Origin of the sequence: Parerythrobacter lacustris, from assembly GCF_024626475.1 — a bacterium.
Taxonomy (GTDB): Bacteria; Pseudomonadota; Alphaproteobacteria; order Sphingomonadales; family Sphingomonadaceae; genus Parerythrobacter_A; species Parerythrobacter_A lacustris.
Genome location: NZ_JANKHH010000002.1, coordinates 46,256 through 63,458 on the forward strand (window position 1 = coordinate 46,256; position 17,203 = coordinate 63,458).

Annotated in this window: 13 protein-coding genes and 1 tRNA gene; 12 read left to right on the top strand and 2 right to left on the bottom strand. The window is 63.3% G+C overall.

Annotated elements, in window-relative coordinates:
- Positions 1-9: 9 nt before the first annotated feature.
- Entirely contained in the window at positions 10-813 is an 804-nt protein-coding gene (rlmB, locus tag NSO95_RS03220; protein ID WP_257594713.1) for a 23S rRNA (guanosine(2251)-2'-O)-methyltransferase RlmB, read from the bottom strand.
- Positions 814-969: 156 nt separating this feature from the next.
- Here rlmB and NSO95_RS03225 point away from each other — a divergent pair.
- From NSO95_RS03225 to tsf, 12 genes are all read left to right on the top strand, one after another.
- Positions 970-1,055: transfer RNA gene (locus tag NSO95_RS03225), tRNA-Tyr, on the top strand.
- Positions 1,056-1,073: 18 nt separating this feature from the next.
- Positions 1,074-1,229, top strand: a complete 156-nt coding sequence (locus tag NSO95_RS03230; protein WP_257594714.1) for a hypothetical protein — start codon at positions 1,074-1,076, stop codon at positions 1,227-1,229.
- A gap of 118 nt (positions 1,230-1,347) precedes the next feature.
- The gene (locus NSO95_RS03235) at positions 1,348-2,322 is read left to right on the top strand and encodes a hypothetical protein (RefSeq protein WP_257594715.1); all 975 of its coding nucleotides are present in this window, start codon (positions 1,348-1,350) and stop codon (positions 2,320-2,322) included.
- Positions 2,323-2,353: 31 nt separating this feature from the next.
- The gene (locus NSO95_RS03240) at positions 2,354-2,830 is read left to right on the top strand and encodes a hypothetical protein (protein WP_257594716.1); all 477 of its coding nucleotides are present in this window, start codon (positions 2,354-2,356) and stop codon (positions 2,828-2,830) included.
- Positions 2,831-2,901: 71 nt separating this feature from the next.
- Positions 2,902-3,927: a hypothetical protein gene (locus NSO95_RS03245; protein WP_257594717.1), complete on the top strand. Its 1,026-nt coding sequence runs from the start codon at positions 2,902-2,904 to the stop codon at positions 3,925-3,927.
- A 69-nt stretch (positions 3,928-3,996) separates the two neighbouring features.
- On the top strand, positions 3,997-9,012 hold the full coding sequence (locus tag NSO95_RS03250; RefSeq protein ID WP_257594718.1) for a hypothetical protein: 5,016 nt from the start codon (positions 3,997-3,999) through the stop codon (positions 9,010-9,012).
- A 9-nt stretch (positions 9,013-9,021) separates the two neighbouring features.
- Entirely contained in the window at positions 9,022-11,130 is a 2,109-nt protein-coding gene (locus tag NSO95_RS03255) for a proprotein convertase P-domain-containing protein (protein WP_257594719.1), read from the top strand.
- A gap of 74 nt (positions 11,131-11,204) precedes the next feature.
- Complete coding sequence (locus NSO95_RS03260; protein WP_257594720.1) at positions 11,205-12,338, top strand: beta-ketoacyl-ACP synthase III; 1,134 nt, start codon at positions 11,205-11,207, stop codon at positions 12,336-12,338.
- A gap of 83 nt (positions 12,339-12,421) precedes the next feature.
- Positions 12,422-13,174: a phosphatidylserine decarboxylase gene (locus NSO95_RS03265; RefSeq protein WP_257594721.1), complete on the top strand. Its 753-nt coding sequence runs from the start codon at positions 12,422-12,424 to the stop codon at positions 13,172-13,174.
- Positions 13,171-14,040, top strand: a complete 870-nt coding sequence (pssA, locus tag NSO95_RS03270) for a CDP-diacylglycerol--serine O-phosphatidyltransferase (protein WP_257594722.1) — start codon at positions 13,171-13,173, stop codon at positions 14,038-14,040. The genes NSO95_RS03265 and pssA overlap by 4 nt, the downstream gene beginning before the upstream one ends.
- A gap of 531 nt (positions 14,041-14,571) precedes the next feature.
- Positions 14,572-15,324, top strand: coding sequence for a 30S ribosomal protein S2 (rpsB, locus tag NSO95_RS03275; RefSeq protein WP_257594723.1), 753 nt, complete (start codon positions 14,572-14,574; stop codon positions 15,322-15,324).
- Between the two features lie 113 nt (positions 15,325-15,437).
- Complete coding sequence (gene tsf / locus NSO95_RS03280) at positions 15,438-16,364, top strand: translation elongation factor Ts (protein WP_257594724.1); 927 nt, start codon at positions 15,438-15,440, stop codon at positions 16,362-16,364.
- Between the two features lie 320 nt (positions 16,365-16,684).
- On the opposite strand, the gene NSO95_RS03285 is transcribed toward tsf, so the two are convergent.
- Positions 16,685-17,101, bottom strand: coding sequence for a hypothetical protein (locus NSO95_RS03285; RefSeq protein ID WP_257594725.1), 417 nt, complete (start codon positions 17,099-17,101; stop codon positions 16,685-16,687).
- Positions 17,102-17,203 lie beyond the last annotated feature (102 nt).

The following is a 17,203-nucleotide window of genomic DNA, read 5'->3' on the forward strand; positions in this document are numbered from 1 at the left end:
CCCGAACGATCAGTCGGGCATACTCCTTCTGGTGGCGACCGCATAGAGGGCAATCGCGGCTGCGTTCGAGACGTTGAGGCTCTCGATCGCGCTCGAAATCGGCAGTTTCGCCAGCGCATCGCAATGGCCGGCGATGTTGTGGCGCAGACCCTCGCCTTCGGCACCCAGAACGATGGCAACCGGCCCGGTCGGCAGCACGGATGCGAAATCATCTTCCGCCTCGCCTGCCAACCCGATCCGCCAATAGCCAGCGTCTGCCGCCTCTTCGAGCGCGCGGGCGAGATTGACCACCCGCACCCACGGTACGACTTCGAGCGCACCGGAAGCGCTTTTGCCGACGGTTCCCGACTCGGGCGGTGCGTGCCGGTCCTGCGTAACGATCGCCGCCGCACCGAAAGCCGCAGCCGAGCGCAGGATCGCGCCGACATTGTGCGGGTCGGTCACCTGGTCGAGAAACACCAGGGGGCCGCCGTCCGACTGCTCGATTGCTTCGTCGAGGAAAACATCCTCCAGGCCCGCACATTCGAGCACCAGCCCCTGATGCGGCGCGTCGCGAGCCACGAGGCGCGCAAGATCTGCCACATCGGCATATTCGACGGGGAAATCGGGCGGCAACTCACCGTTGAGCGACGCGACACCTTCGCGGGTAGCCCACAACTTGCGATGGACGCGGTTGGGGTTGAGCAAAGCCGCTTCGACCGCATGACGACCCCACAGACGTACGCTGCCGGTGCTGGCTTGTCCGCTGCCGCGGCCGCCTTTCATCCGTCCTGCCCTGCCGCGCAGGGCACGCTTGCGTTCACTCTTCGCCATCAAAACCGTTCCGATATGTCATTGTTGCCGCGCCATGCCAGCCCCCCCATTGACAGGCAAGCGCCGCTTCGCCAAAGGGGCGCCTCTCGGTCGGAGGGCCCCCCCTGTGGGGCCGCGCTTTCAGGCGATTTCGCATCGCCATCCGGCAAGCCAAGTGGACAGGTGGCCGAGTGGTTAAAGGCAGCAGACTGTAAATCTGCCCGCGCAAGCGTACGCTGGTTCGAATCCAGCCCTGTCCACCACTTGCCCGCATCTCAGACATGACGATCGCCGATGAGGTCCCTCCAAAGCGCCGCTTTGGAAAAGGATCGCGCATCGAAGTCGCGCTACGGGGCCGCGCAGGGCATCTTGCGTCACCTGAAATTTCAATCGTTTGCATCGAATGGTTGGCAAGGCTGACCGACCACCGTGATTGATCAGGTCTCCGCTCTCCTTGGTTAATGCGATTTGGGACCAGATGGGTCCTCAAGGCGGGGCAACTCCAAAGAGACAGCGTTAACGAAATCTTTGGTCCCACTGCGTAGATCGCTCACCATGAAACGTGAACTCATATCGCTCGAACGTGCGGTCGCCGCCTCCCTGCTGCTTGCGCTGCCAGTCTCGGCTAGTGCAGCAGGGGTCGATGCCGGCACCCTGATCGAAAACACCGCCACCGCGACTTACGACGCGGGCGAAGGACCGACGACGATCAATTCGAATACGGTGACGCTGAAAGTCGACGAACTGCTCGACGTCACCGTATCGTCGCTCGACTCCGGTCCGATCGGGGCAACGCCCGGATCGGTGGTCCTGACTTTCGAAATCACGAACACGGGTAATGGCCCGGAAGCCTACACACTCACCGCCAATCCTGCGGTTGGAGGGAACGACTTTGACACGGCGATCGACGGTATCGCCGTCGATAGCAACGGCAACGGTGTTTACGATCCCGGCATCGACCAGATCCTGACCGGGCCGGAAACGACCGCGTTGCTCGATCCGGACGAGAACCTCACGGTCTTCGTCCTCGCCACCGTCCCTCCGACGGTCGTCGATGGTGACCAATCCACGGTCGATCTGCGCGCCGATGCCGTAACCGGAACCGGGGCGCCCGGTACGACCTTTGCTGGCCAGGGCGTTGACGGCAGCGACGCCGTGGTCGGCGCAGGCGGTGCGTCGGACAATGCGACCGGCTCGCTGATCGTCGGCATCACCACCGTCGACCTGACCAAGTCCGCCACGGTTGCGGATCCCTTCGGCGGGACCAGCACGGTTCCCGGCTCCACCATCACCTATACCATCACAGCGGTCGTCTCCGGCAGCGGATCGGTCAGCGGGCTGGTCGTCTCCGACGTCATACCGGCCGGCACCACCTATCGCACCGGAACACTCGCGCTCGACAGCTCTGCGCTGACCGACGCGAGCGGCGACGATGCCGGCGAGGCTTCGGCCAGCGGCATCAGCGTCGATCTCGGCACGGTCGCTGGCGGTTCGAGCCACGCCGTCACCTTCGAAGTCAGCATCGACTGAACGTGAAATAACAACACCAAGGGTCTGAAAAATGGCATTCCTTCTGAAGATTTTAGCACCTGCCCTGTCGCTGGCACTCTTCGCTGGTCCGACGGTTGCCCAAGAGATGCCGATCTCGATCGAGGTCGATCTGAAGCTCGAGAAGTCTGTTGTCGATGCAGATGGCAACTCGCGCGTCGAGAGGGTCGAGCCGGATTTGATCGTACCAGGCGATCGGTTGGTTTTCGGCAGGATCTATCGGAACAGTGGCCCGGAAGCTGTCCCGAATTTCGTCGTAACGAGCCCCGTATCCAGCGCAGTCCGTCTCGCGCCCGATGCCGATCCCTCGCTGGTCGTCTCGGTCGACGGCGGCAAGAGCTGGGGCGTGCTCTCCGCTCTGACAGTCGCAGCCGAAGACGGTAGCGCACGGCCCGCCGACCATGCCGATGTCACCCATGTCCGTTGGACGCTGGCGATGGTCGCGCCCGGCGAGACCGGACGGCTCGAGTTTCCCGCAATCATCCGCTGACCAGCGGAAGGTAACCGCCAAGCCATCCGGGCGGCAACTTACGCGGATGGTAGACAAAGAGGACCAAACCGATGACACACCGCAAGCAATTGCTGGGGGCAGTAAGCGCATTTGCGCTCATTGCGTTTACCTCCAGCCCAGTGCTGGCAGCGGGCACCGCTGCCGGCAGTTCCATTACCAACAATGTTTCCGTCTCCTTCGATGTGGGTGGCGTGACGCAGACTGCCGTTACCGACGATGACACCTTCACGGTCGACCGCAGGGTCGATGTGACGGTTGCCGAAGTCGGCGGTGCGGCGACCAGCGTCGCACCGGGCTCGACCGCGCAGGCGACCACCTTCCAGGTGACCAACCTGTCCAACGACACGGTCGATTTCAACCTGTCGCTGGTGCAGTCGGCGACCGACGATTTCGATATTGTCAGCCCCGTGTTCTACCTCGACGACGGCGACGGCGTGTTCGATGCCGGCGACACCATTGTCACCTACCTCGATGAAATCGCTGCAGATGCATCCGTGGTTGTCCATGTGGTGGGCAATATTCCGATCACGGCAACCAACGGCCAGACTGCGGACGTGACACTCGTCGCCGATGCGCATGCCGGCGGTTCGGCCAGTGCGCTGGGTACCGAACTCACCGCAACTGCCGGTGCTAACACCGCCGGGGTCGATACCGTGCTCGCCGATGCCGCGGCTTCGGGCGATGACGGTGCGAACCAGGGCGACCACGCCGATACCGACAGCTACGTCGTTGCCGGTGCAGTTGTCACCGTGTCGAAGACCAGCTCGATCATCGAAGATCCGGTGAACGGGACGACCAACCCGAAAGCCATTCCGGGTGCAACGATCCAGTACTGCATTACCGTGTCGAACGCTTCGGGCGCGGCAACGGCCACCGACGTTGCCGTCAACGACGTGCTTCCGGCCGATGTCAGCTATCTTGCAGCCTTCGGTATCTTCGTGGACGGCGACGCGTCGTGCGCCAGCGGGGTTGCAGGTGGCACGTACGACGGAGGCACGCATGAAATCGATGCGAGCCTGAGCGACATCGCGGCGACCGAGACTCGCTCGGTCTACTTCCGCGTAACCATCGACTGATAGTCGGCGGATTGAATACCGGTGCGTAGGCACCCCTCTTTGCGCGAATGGGCAGCAGCACTCTTGCTAGTGCTGCTGCCATTCGTCGTGCCCGGGGCGGCCAGCGCACAAACCATTACCAATATTGCCGAAGCCAGGTGGACATTCCAGGGTACCGAGTTTGCGACCGCGTCGAACACGGTCACGCTCCAGGTCGCTGAATCTCCCCCTGAAATACGTACCTTCAGGCCTTCGCCTGGCAGTGGGTCGGATATTTCCTACTCACCTACACGGTGCGGCAACCAGTCGATCACTGCCACCGGCGCATCGGCGGGACAGGTCGTCACTTCCGTGACCGAGACATCGGTGCTGACGGCCGGGCAGACGCTGATCTTCCAGATCCGCGCCGCGGCAGCCAATCTCGATCCGGGCGCAGTCGACCAACTTTCCGTTATCGTCGAAACTTCGGCCGGCGACCGGGAAGAACTGGTCATTTTCGAGACCGGGCCGGACTCGGGAGTTTTTGTGGGGGCCATTCCCACTGTCCGGATGCCGCCCATGCCCACCACAAGCGATTGCCGTCTGAGCATCGCCGACGGTCAGACGATCGGCATTTCGGCGCTCCAGCCCGGCGGTACCGCAACGATTGTCCACGCCGATGTCGAGGTTCTGGCCGATCCCTTCGGTGTGGTGTTCGACAGCGAAACCGGCGAGCCGGTTTCCGGCGCAGTCGTCTCGCTGGTCAATGCAGCGACCGGGCAGCCCGCAACCGTTTTCGCCGAGGATGGTGTAACCTCCTGGCCCTCAACCGTTATTTCCGGCCAGTCGATCACCGACGGGGCGGGTAATGCCTACCTTATGGGCGCAGGGGAGTACTGGTTCCCGTTGACCGCGCTCGGGACCTATCGCCTGACCATCCAGCCACCGACGCCCTACACCGCGCCGTCGATCGTTCAGCCGCCGCAGCTTGCAACGCTGACGCGGCCCGACGGGCGGCCGTTTATCATCGTTGACGGATCTTACGGCGGTACATTCCAGCTCAGCGACCCCACTCCGGTCCAGATCGACATACCGCTCGATCGGCCCAGCCTCGCCGTCAGCCTGAGCAAGACCGCGTCGCGCGCCTCGGCGCAGCCGGGCGATGTGGTGTTCTATAGCATTACCGTACGCAACCAGGATGCCGGACGGGTCAAGCGCGGTGTCACCGTCGCCGACAGCCCGTCGCGCTGGTTGCGTTTGCGGACGGATTCGGTGCGCATCGACGGTGTGGCGGATCCCGCTGCCGTCTCGACTTCGCCCGACGGTTCGCTGCTGACCTTCAGCCTGGGCGACATCGCCGGTGGCCAGAGCAAGCGCGTGACCTATGCGATGGTCGTGCGCGCCGATGCCCCTCCGGGCCAGGCGGTGAACCGCGCCGATGCAACCGACTCGCTGGGCCGGATGGCGACCGCTTCGGCCTCTGTCGCAATCGAGCGGGAAACCATTGCCGGTCGGATGACGATCATCGGCCGCGTAACGGCGGGGGCCTGCAGCCTGACTGAACCACGCATCGGCATCCCCGGCGTGCGGGTGATGATGGAAGACGGCAGCTTCGCGGTCACCGATGCCGACGGTCGCTATCATTTCGAAGGCGTGGTGCCGGGCACGCATGTGGTCCAAGCCTCGCGCATGACGCTGCCCGAAGGCGGCGAGTTCGTCGATTGCCACCGCTCCACCCGCAGCGCGGGCAGCGCGATTTCGCGCTTCGTGACCGGGCAGGGCGGATCGCTTGCCGTGGCGGATTTCCATGCCACCGTGTCTGAAGCCTATCTGGCAGAGCTGTCGGCGCAGAAGCCGGGCGATGCCGCCGAAGCACCGCAGGATGCCGAAGCAAGAACCGACGCACCATCTGAGGCTTCGGCCCCCGCCCCGGATACGGACTGGTTGGCGCTGGGCGACGGCCCGGACGGCTGGCTGACCCCGGAGATCGGCCCGAACCCGCGCGCTCCCGCGATCCGCGTCGCAATCCGCCACCGCAAGGGGCAGACCATTGCCTTGCGCGTCGACGGCAAGCCGGTCGACCCGCTCGCATTCGACGGCACCCGCAGTTCCGAAAAGGGCAAATACGCTGTCAGCATGTGGCGCGGGGTTCCGCTGGTGAACGAACGCACCGTTCTGAGCGCCGACATCATCAACTCCTTCGGCGAGATCAACGAGACGATCACCCGCGAAGTGTTCTTCACCACCACCCCGGCGAAGGTCGAGCTGGTCGAAAGCAAGTCGAACCTCGTTGCCGACGGGAAGACCAGGCCGGTGGTCGCAATCCGCGTGCTCGATCGCAACAACCGCCCGCTGCGCGAAGGCGTTTCGGGTGATTTCACGCTCGGTGCGCCATACCAGAGCGCCGAACAGCTCAAGCGCCAGCAGCTTAACCAGCTGACCGGCCTCGGCACCTCCTCCGCGCGGTGGGTGATCGAGGGCGACGAGGGCATCGCCCTGATCGAACTCGCACCGACGATGGTCAGCGGCTCGCTGCGGCTCGACTTCCGCTTCGATGACGGCGAGATCGCCCGCCAGCAGGAACTGGAGGCGTGGATCGTCCCGGGTGACATCGAATGGACCGTGATCGGTCTGGCCGAAGGGTCGGTCGGGGCACGCACCGTGGCGGACAACATGGAACGCAGCGGCCGGTTCGACAGCGATCTGGGCGACAATGCACGTGTCGCGCTCTATGCCAAGGGCCGGGTGCTCGGGAAATACCTCGTCACGCTCGCCTACGACAGCGCCAAGCAGCGCGACGACCAGCGTGTGCTCGGCGCGCTCGATCCCGATGCCTACTACACCGTGTTTGCCGATGGTTCGAGCCGCCGCTTCGATGCGGCGTCGCGCGAGAAGCTCTATGTCCGCATCGAAACCGCGACCTTCTACGCGCTCTACGGCGACTTCGAGACCGGCTTCGACCAGACCCGGCTCGCCCGCTACAACCGCACCGCGACCGGGGTGAAGGCCGAAGGGCGCTTCGGTGCCGTGCACGCGGAGGGTTTCGCGGCCGAGATCGCCACGCGCTTCCGCCGCGACGAGATCCAGGGGCAGGGCATTACCGGTCCCTACCGCCTCGGCAGCCGCGCGATCGTGGCGAACAGCGAGAAGGTCACGCTCGAAGTGCGTGACCGTTTCCGTTCGGAGCTGGTCGTTTCGTCGACGCAGCTTACGCGTTTCATCGACTACGACATCGACCTGCTGTCGGGCACGATCACCTTCAAGCAGCCGATCCTCAGCCGCGACTTCGACCTCAATCCGCAATTCATCGTGATCGATTACGAGATCGACACGCTGGCCGGCGGCGAGTGGAACGCTGGTCTGCGCGCCGACTGGACCGACCGCAGCGGCAGGATCCGCATCGGCGCGACGGCGATTTCGGACAAGGGCGAGGGCGCGCGCACCGATATGGGCGCGGTCGATCTGCGGGCGAAGCTCGGAAATTCGACCGAAATCCGCGCCGAGCTCGCGCTGAGCCGCAGCGAGGGCGAGACCGCAAACGGCTGGCTGGTCGAGGCGCAGCACCAGACCGGCAAGCTCGACGTACTGGCCTATGCCCGCTCGCTCGATGCCGATTACGGCGTGGGCCAGCAGAACGGCGCGGAACTGGGGCGGCGCAAGTTCGGGGTCGATGCACGGGTCAAGCTCGACGAGCACCTCTCGATCCTCGCCAGCACCTGGCAAGATGACAGCCTGACCGACGACGCCCGCCGCCGCGCTGCGCAAGTGCAGTTGGGCTACACCTCGAAGAACACCGACCTGCGGGTCGGGCTGGCACACTTCAACGATCGCTTGCCCGATGGTTCGCGCAACACCTCGACCGTGATCGAAGGCGGCGCGACCCAGCGCCTGTTCGACAACAAGTTGGAGCTGAGCGCCAGCACCAGCCTGGCGCTCGACGATGCGGAATCGGTCGATCTGCCCGAGCGGCACCAGTTCGGCATGCGCTATGCGATCAGCCCCAATGTGCGGCTGGTCGGGCTATACGAGATTGCCAATGGCGAGAACATCGACGCGCGCACCCTGCGCGGCGGGGTCGAAGTCACGCCGTGGTCGGGTGCCAAAGTCGTGTCCGCGCTCGGCAAGCAGCGGATCGACGAGAATGGCGATCGCAGCTTTGCCGCCTTCGGACTTTCGCAATCGCTGCAGGTCTCGCCCTCGCTGACGCTCGACATGACCGTCGACGGAAGCCGCACAATCGGCGGCGGCGGCCCGGTCGGCGATATCGTCAACCCTGCGCAGCCGGTTTCGAGCGGCGGCCACCTGGGCCAGGACGGCACGCTGTTCGAGGACTTCACCGCTGTCACCCTCGGCGCAGCCTGGCGCAAGGACCGGTGGAGCGCGACCGCACGCGGCGAGTATCGCGATGGCGAATTCGCCGATCGCAAGGGCTTCACCTTCGGCGCAATCCGCCAGCTCGGCGAGGGCAGCGTGGTCGGCTCGGGCTTTACCTGGACCAAGGCGAACGGCGAGAATTCGGCATCGACGGAGATTCTCGATGCAGCCATCGCCTTTGCGCATCGCCCCGACGATTCCGAATTCGCCCTGCTCGGCAAGCTCGAGTTCCGCAGCGATATCGTGACCAATGCAGTCGCCGGGGAAACGGGGCCGAGCGGTCGGACCGCGCTGCTGATCGACGGCGACGCGAAGTCGCAGCGCCTGATTGCCAGCCTTTCGACCAACTGGTCGCCGCGCGGGATCGACGATGACGGCAACCAGTATCGCCGTGACGAATATGGCCTGTTCGTTGGCGCGCGCTACAATTTCGACCGCTTCGAAGGCTTCGACCTGTCGGGCACTTCGCTGCTCGCGGGCGGCGAGGCAAGGATCGGCATCGGTGAAAAGTTCGAGATCGGCGTTATCGGCACCGTTCGCGCCAACCTCGAAGACGATGTGACCAGCTACTCCTACGGTCCGCAGATTGGATTCACCCCGGCCAAGGGCGTGCTGCTGACGGTGGGCTACAACATCGAAGGCTTCCACGACGAGGATTTCTCGGCTTCGCGCAACACCGACGACGGGATCTACGCTTCGGTCCGGCTGAAGTTCGATGCGGACAGCTTCCGCTTCCTCGGCCTCGGGCGCTAGGCACAGTCGATGACCCAGCCGTTTATCCCTAACTCGCCATTAACCATCATGCGCTATCGGCCCGATATGGGCAGCAATTTCGATCGTGCGGATCTCGTCGGCCATGCAGCAAGGCTCATTTGCGCCTTGCTCGCATGCCTTGCCGCATTGCTCGGATCGCCGGCGTTGGCGCAGACCACGACGACCTATTCGAATGCGACCACCGGGACGATCAACAACACGACCACTTGCACGGCTCCCCTGGTACGCAATTTCACCGTGGGGACGAGCTACACGGTAACCGACGTGAATCTCGGGGTTCTTGTGACCCACACCTGGCGCGGTGATTTGCAGATAACGCTGGAGTCTCCCGCTGGCACGCGCGTGCAGTTGGTCAATGGCGATACGAATACGATCAGCGGCGACAATTTCAACGTCCTGCTCGACGATGCTGCGGTGCAGGTCGTGAATACCGATAGCCCGACCGGAAACCATTCGACGACGGCGCCGCCCTACCAGAACACTTTCAGCCCCAACAATCCGCTGTCTGCCTTCAACGGTGAGAACTCCGCCGGAACCTGGCGGCTCGAGATCTGCGACCTGTTTCCCTCGGCCGACAACGGTTCGTTCCGCCGGGCGGATCTCTATCTTACCTCGCCGCCGCCGGCATTTGCCGACCTGTCGCTGACCAAGACGCTGATCGGTGCCGCTCCGAGCAATGGGGGGACGGTGACCTGGCGCCTTTCGGCCACGAATGCGTCCGGCTCGCCCAACACCGCGACCGGCGTAGTGGTGCGGGACTACCTGCCTGCGGGCTTCACCTTTGTATCCGCATCGGGTTCGGGCACGTTCAATTCGGCGACCGGGGACTGGACGGTTGGCTCGCTGACTCCGGGGCAAACCAGGACGATCGATATCGTCGGGACGATCACCGCGACGGCAGGGGCAACGATCACCAACAATGCCGAGATAACCGCGAGCAGTATAGGCGACAGCGATTCGACCGTGAACAACGGCATCACCAGCGAGGACGACTATGCGACCTCAAGCTTCGTCGTCGCGGGGACGCGCACGGCGGGTACACCACCGACGTTGTTCTGCCCCAACGGCACAATCCTGTTCGACTGGGACACCAGGACCTGGACAGCGGGAAGCACCAGCAACAGCTATGCGCTGGGTTCGCTCGGAAACGCGAATTTCGTACTCACCAACCCGGGAACATGGCTCAACAACGCGGGACTTGGGGGGCAATCGCCGAACCTGCAGAACATTGTCACGGGGGGGCTCAGTCCGGCGCAGAACTCGTTGATCCAGCTGGTCGACCTGCCCAACCAGAGCTCGGTGGTCACGACGACGATTACATTGCCTCGGGTTATGGCCGGCGCGCAATTTTCGGTGTTCGATGTCGACTTTGGGGCAGCCCAGTTTGCCGACCGCATCACCGTGCGCGGATCGCTGCGGGGTACGACCGTCTTGCCGACGCTGACCAATGGCGTGGCCAATTATGTGATCGGGAATTCCGCCTATGGCGATCTTGCCTCGGACAACACGTCAGCCAACGGCAATCTGACGGTGACGTTCTCCAGCGCGATCGACACGATCATCATCGAATACGGCAACCATTCGCTCGCCCCGGCCAATCCCGGCCAGCAGGCGATTTCGATCCACGACATCAATTTCTGCCTGCCTTACACCACGCTGTCGGTGACCAAGACCAGCGCGGTCATCTCGAACCCGATCGAGGGTGCGACCAATGCCAAGGCCATTCCGGGCGCGTTGATCGAATACATCATCGCGGTCTCGAACACCGGCGACAGCTCGGCCGATACCGGCACCGTGTTCGTACGCGATAATGCCCCTGCCGATGCCAAGCTGTGCCTGACCACCTACGGTGCGGGCGGGCCGGTGCAATTTACCGACGGTAGCCCGACCTCCGGGCTGACCTATAGTTATACGAACCTGTCCTCGGCGACCGACAATCTCGAGTTCTCGTCCGACGGAGGCAGCACATGGACCTATGTGCCGGTGCCCGATGCGGATGGATGCGATGCGGCAATAACCAACTTCCGCATCCGGCCGGGCGGGACATTTGCACCGGCGACAGGCTTCACGCTAAGGGCGCGCTTCCGGGTCGAATAGCGCCGCGGGTTCGGCCAACCTCCGCTCGCAACCTCCCTTGCCCGGGGCCGCGCGGCGCACTACTCAGACGCGCCATGGAACCCACGCACAAACCCGTCATCTCATCGACCGGCCTGTTCACGCCGGACGAGAGCATCAGCAATGCCGAACTGGTCGAGAGCTTCAATGCCTATGTCGCGAAGTTCAATGCCGACAATCAGGCGGATATCGAGGCCGGAGAGGTCGAGCCTCTGCAACCCAGCTCGGTCGAATTCATCGAGAAGGCGAGCGGGATCAAGTCGCGCCATGTGATAGCCAAGGCACCGGTGCTCGATATCGAGTGCATGGCACCGCGTTGGCCCGAACGGTCGAACGACGAGCCTTCGATCATGGCCGAGATCGGCGTCAAGGCGGCGCGGCAGGCGCTGGAGCGGGCAGGGCGCGAGGCAAAGGATGTCGACGCCGTTCTCTGCGCCGCCTCGAACATGCAGCGCCCCTATCCGGCGATGGCGATCGAAATCCAGCAGGCGCTGGGCATCGAGGGCTTCGGTTTCGACATGAACGTCGCCTGCTCATCCGCCACCTTCGGCATCCAGACGGCAGCCGACTACATCCGGGCAGGCAATGCGAAGAGCGTGCTGGTCGTCAGCCCGGAAATCACCAGCGGCCACCTCAACTGGCGCGACCGGGATAGCCATTTCATCTTCGGCGATGTCGCGACCGCCGTACTCGTCGAAGATGCATCGCTTGCGCCGGCGGACCATTGGGAAATTCTCGGAACGAAGCTCAAGACCGTGTTCTCGAACAACATCCGCAACAATTTCGGTTTCCTCAACCGGGCGCATCCCGAGACCGCCGACGCGCCTGACAAGCTGTTCGTCCAGGAGGGGCGCAAGGTGTTCAAGGAAGTCGTCCCGATGGTGGCACAGATGATCGCCGACGAAGCGCAGCGTCTTTCGATCGAGCCGCAATCGCTGCGGCGCCTGTGGCTGCACCAGGCCAACGCCGGGATGAACCGGCTGATCGCGCAGCGGGTGCTCGGCCACGAAGCGAGCGAAGACGAGAGCCCGACCGTGCTCGATACCTATGGTAATACCTCCAGCGCAGGTTCGATCATCGCGTTCCACCTGCACAGCGAAGACCTGGTGGCAGGCGATACCGGCATCATTTGCAGCTTCGGCGCAGGCTATTCTGCGGGGACGGTGTTCGTCCGCAAAGTCCGCACGTGATCGCAGCCCTCCCGCATCGTGACAGTGTTTGCGGCAGGTCTCGCGCCTTGTGGTTGCGCAGCGCACGACCTAAGTGACCCTCCATGGCAGGTGAAATTCTCGACAATCGCGGGCGCGGCGACGCCAGCTGGAATTGGCCTTCGATCCATCCGGAAGGTCGCAAGTTCGGCATTATCGCACTGGCCATCAGCCTGTTCTTCCTGCTGATTATGGACTGGGAAATTGTCGGCTGGCCATTGCTCGGGCTGACCGCTTTCGTGTTCGCCTTCTTCCGCGATCCCGAGCGTGTGGTGCCGCAGGGTGATGACGTCATCGTTGCGCCCGCCGACGGGCTCGTGTCGCTCATCGCGCAGGTCGAACCACCACGCGAACTGGTGGGTGACGATGGCCTAGGCAGTGCCGGCCTTACGCCCTTGCCGGTCACGCGCGTGTCGATCTTCATGAGTGTGTTCGACGTACACATCAATCGCGCGCCGATCTCGGGAACGGTCAAGCGGCTGATCTACATGCCGGGAAAATTCATGAATGCCGATCTCGACAAGGCGAGCGAAGAGAACGAGCGCCAGCACATATTGATCGAACGGCACGACGGGCTCTTGATCGGGTTTACCCAGATTGCCGGGCTGGTGGCGCGGCGCATCGTGCCCTTCGTGAAGCCGGGCGACATACTGGCTGCGGGCCAACGCGTGGGCCTGATCCGCTTTGGCAGCCGAGTCGATGTCTACTTGCCGACGGGCACGGATTCGGCAGTGCTGTTAGGGCAGAAAGTTGTTGCCGGTGAGACTGTACTGGCGCGCATTGGCACGCAAAAACTGATCGAAGGGGTCGCACAATGAGTGATGACGAGGGCCTCGGCGAAGTCAGACTCGGCCCCAAGGCTGCGGAGGACGAGATACCCCGGCATCGCGGCAAGAAGCAGGTGCGCGGGTTGTCGCTGCGCGCGGTCCTGCCCAATGCGATCACCGCCGCGGCGATGTGCTCGGGTCTGACGGGCATCCGCTTCGCTATTGCCGAGAACTGGGCGGCAGCGGTTTTTGCAGTGATCCTCGCCGGGTTGCTGGACGGAATGGACGGGCGGATCGCCAGATTGCTCAACGCGCAGTCGCGGTTCGGTGCAGAACTGGACAGCCTGGCCGACTCGTTGTCGTTCGGCATCGCTCCGGCGATCATTTTCTACCTCTGGACCCTGCAGGACTTGCCACGCATCGGCTGGTTCGCCTCGCTCGCCTTTGCGCTGTGTTGCGCGCTGCGATTGGCGCGGTTCAACGCGCAGATCGACACCGACGAGCAACCGCATAAATCGGCGGGCTTCCTGACTGGGGTCCCTGCTCCGGTCGGCGCGGGGCTGGCGTTCACCCCGTTCTATCTGTGGATGGCGACAGGGGACGAGTTGTTTCGTGAACCGGTCATCAACGCCGTTTGGATGGCGGTCATCGCGTTCCTGATGATCTCCAATCTCGCGACATTCAGCTGGAGTTCGATCCGGCCACGCAGGAACGTACGGCTGGAACTAATCGCATTCGTCGGCATTCTTTTCGCCGCGCTGCTTATGGAGCCGTGGTGGACACTTACGGTAATCTGCGCCGGCTACTTGGCGCTAATGCCCTGGGCATTGATTCGCTATGGCCGGATCAAGCGGCAACGGGCAGTTGCCAACCAGCCTGTACCGACACCACTGGACGTAAGTCACCTGCCTGATTGATCAAACGCAACGCAGGGCGCGCCGCGACTTCAACCACCGTCACTCTTGCAACGGTAACCGGAACGAAGGCCATCTCGCGCGTCAGGCGGCGGTGGGCATTTCGCCCACGCACCGCGCTGTCGGCAAGAACGACAGTTGCCGCGATCGCGCTTCCGCCGAACAGGACAATCAGAGCAAATTCGAGCATGTCTTTAATCTTTCTCTGCGTGCCCACAAAGCCGTTGACAGGCTTTGGGTGACCTGTGGATAATGTTTGCCGACGAGCATTCGATCCATCGGAATCGCAGTGTTCTCTTTTTGTTCTGACCCGTCAAGCGCTTTTTGCGCCCGATGCCCTGTCGCTTGCGATGAATTGAGGCTGGATTTCTTGCTGTAGGGGCGCTAAGGTGCCCGCGTTCGCAGTCGGAGCGGCGTGTTTAGCGCATCCCGTCGGCGGGCAAATTCACATGGAAAGCACGCATCACCGGTGCCGCAGAGGGGTCTCCTCACGGTTCCAGCTTTCCAGAGGCATAACCGGAAGGGAATTTACCTATGGCGGCTCCTACCGTCACCATGCAGCAATTGATCGAGGCCGGCGCACATTTCGGCCACCAGACCCACCGCTGGAACCCGCGGATGAAGCCGTACATCTTCGGCGCCCGCAATGGGGTCCACATCATCGACCTGTCGCAGACCGTGCCGCTGTTCGCGCGCGCGCTCGACTTCGTCCACCAGACCGCACGTTCGGGCGGCAAGGTCCTGTTCGTCGGCACCAAGCGCCAGGCGCAGGAGCCGATTGCGGAGGCTGCGCGCGCTTCGGGCCAGCACTTCGTCAACCACCGCTGGCTCGGCGGCATGCTGACCAACTGGAAGACCATCAGCGGTTCGATCAAGCGCCTCAAGACCCTCGAAGAGCAGCTTTCGGGCGAAACTTCGGGTCTGACCAAGAAGGAAATTCTCCAGCTGACCCGCGAGCGCGACAAGCTCGAAATGTCGCTCGGCGGCATCCGCGACATGGGCGGCATTCCGGACGTGATGTTCGTGATCGATGCCAACAAGGAAGAGCTGGCGATCAAGGAAGCCAATGTTCTGGGTATTCCGGTCGTCGCCGTGCTCGACACCAATGTCGATCCCGAAGGCATCGCCTTCCCGGTGCCGGGCAATGACGATGCGGCCCGTGCCGTGCGCCTCTACTGCGACGCGATCGCGCAGGCGGCGAGCACCGGCAAGGGTGCCGGCATCGTCGATTCGGGTGCGGATGTCGGCGCGATGGCCGAACCGCCGGTCGAAGCGACCGCCGAGTAAACCAGGTGAATTGGCGGGCGTGAAACGCGTCCGTCACATTCCTGCTCCAGCGCGCCGGAGACCCCGACCCCTCGGGCCCGGCGCGCCCGAATTATTGAAGAAGGACTAGACCAATGGCGAATTTCACCACCGCCGACATCAAGGCGCTGCGCGAAAAGACCGGCGCCGGCATGATGGACGCCAAGAAGGCGCTGACCGAAACCGACGGCGACATCGAAGCCGCGATCGACGCGCTGCGCGCCAAGGGCCTCGCCACCGCGCAGAAGAAGTCGAGCCGCACCGCTGCGGAAGGCCTCGTCGGCGTTGCCGTCAGCGGGACCCGCGGCGTTGCCGTCGAAGTCAATTCGGAAACCGACTTCGTTGCCAAGAACGACCAGTTCCAGGACTTCGTCCGCAAGGTCACCGATGTCGCGATCGGCGCATCAGCTGACGATGTCGACGCGCTCAAGGGCATGGCCTACCCCGATGGCGGCACCGTTTCGGACAAGCTGACCGATAACGTCGCGACCATCGGCGAGAACCAGCAGGTTCGCCGGATGAAGACCGTCGAAGTCGCCAGCGGCATGGTCGTGCCCTATATGCACAATGCGGTTGCGGCCAACCTCGGCAAGATCGGCGTGCTCGTCGCGCTCGAGTCCGATGCCGGTGCCGACGTGCTCGAGCCGCTCGGCAAGCAGATCGCGATGCATATCGCGGCGGCTTTCCCGCAGGCGCTGAACGCCGATGGCCTCGACGCCGACCTGATCGAGCGCGAGCGCAAGATCGCCGCCGAAAAGGCTGCCGAGAGTGGCAAGCCCGCCGAGGTCCAGGCCAAGATGGTAGATGGCGCGATCAACAAGTTCGCCAAGGAAAACGCGCTGCTTAGCCAGGTCTTTGTGATGGATAACAAGACCCCGATCGCGGACGTCGTTGCCAAGGCGGGCAAGGACGCGGGCACCTCGATCGTGCTCAAGGACTATGTCCGCTTCCAGCTCGGTGAAGGCATCGAGAAGGAAGAAAGCGATTTCGCGGCGGAGGTGGCCGCAGCCGTCAAGGGCTGAGCTGGCCCTGCCGTCAGAGTTGGGCCGTCAGGGTAAGCCCTGGCGGCCCTTTTCATTTCCGGTATCGCTGCGAGCCCGGGCCAGAGGCGACGTCGAAAGGCGACACTAAGGCGACACCAAAACCATACACCGCGCTGAGTGAGGTCGTTGTGGAATTGCGTCACGATTTCAAAGAGCAGCAAGAAAGCTAGCAGCGGAGGGGGATGTAGGAAAATGATTGTTTCCTCCACTGCAGGAACTCCCGCACGATGGCGGTCCAGATATGGGCAGACGATACCCTTTCCCGCCGGCCGCGAATCCGCCGATCGCAGGCGAATCGCCTATCTCACCGCGCGCGCGGCCTGAGGCTCCAGTTTCACCAGCCACACCTGCGGCTGGGTAAACAGCCGCATCGGGAGCAGGCTGGTGCCGAGACCTGCGCCCACCACCAGCACCTTGCCCGCTTCATCGACCCGCCCGCAAGAATACCGGTCGCCATAGTCGGACATCGTCGCAGGCGCGCCGCCCCACGGGTAGGCGATCTGGCCGCAATGCGTATGGCCCGCGAGCACCAGCGGCACCGAATTGGGGACGTTGGGAAACGGGTCGGGGCTGTGGCTCAACAGGATCCGCGCGCCTCGCAACCGGTCCATCGCCGCAAGTGTCGCGGGCAGGTCGTCGCGACCGGTTGCTGGTGTCTCGAATACTGTGTCCGACGTATCCTGATACCACACATTTACTCTGGCGATTATGCCCAAGGTGCGCCGGTGGAGTGACGGCCTTGAATTCAATTCAAGGATAGAGGTAAAGAGAATCGTTCAGTCTGATTCCTTTGCTTACCTTTTGCTCGATTGCCCGAT

Coding starts and splice junctions, on each gene's coding strand:
- rlmB (WP_257594713.1), bottom strand. CDS start 813: ATGGCGAAGAGTGAACGCAAGCGTGCCCTGCGCGGCAGGGCAGGACGG.
- NSO95_RS03230 (WP_257594714.1), top strand. CDS start 1,074: ATGACGATCGCCGATGAGGTCCCTCCAAAGCGCCGCTTTGGAAAAGGA.
- NSO95_RS03235 (WP_257594715.1), top strand. CDS start 1,348: ATGAAACGTGAACTCATATCGCTCGAACGTGCGGTCGCCGCCTCCCTG.
- NSO95_RS03240 (WP_257594716.1), top strand. CDS start 2,354: ATGGCATTCCTTCTGAAGATTTTAGCACCTGCCCTGTCGCTGGCACTC.
- NSO95_RS03245 (WP_257594717.1), top strand. CDS start 2,902: ATGACACACCGCAAGCAATTGCTGGGGGCAGTAAGCGCATTTGCGCTC.
- NSO95_RS03255 (WP_257594719.1), top strand. CDS start 9,022: ATGACCCAGCCGTTTATCCCTAACTCGCCATTAACCATCATGCGCTAT.
- NSO95_RS03260 (WP_257594720.1), top strand. CDS start 11,205: ATGGAACCCACGCACAAACCCGTCATCTCATCGACCGGCCTGTTCACG.
- NSO95_RS03265 (WP_257594721.1), top strand. CDS start 12,422: ATGGCAGGTGAAATTCTCGACAATCGCGGGCGCGGCGACGCCAGCTGG.
- pssA (WP_257594722.1), top strand. CDS start 13,171: ATGAGTGATGACGAGGGCCTCGGCGAAGTCAGACTCGGCCCCAAGGCT.
- rpsB (WP_257594723.1), top strand. CDS start 14,572: ATGGCGGCTCCTACCGTCACCATGCAGCAATTGATCGAGGCCGGCGCA.
- tsf (WP_257594724.1), top strand. CDS start 15,438: ATGGCGAATTTCACCACCGCCGACATCAAGGCGCTGCGCGAAAAGACC.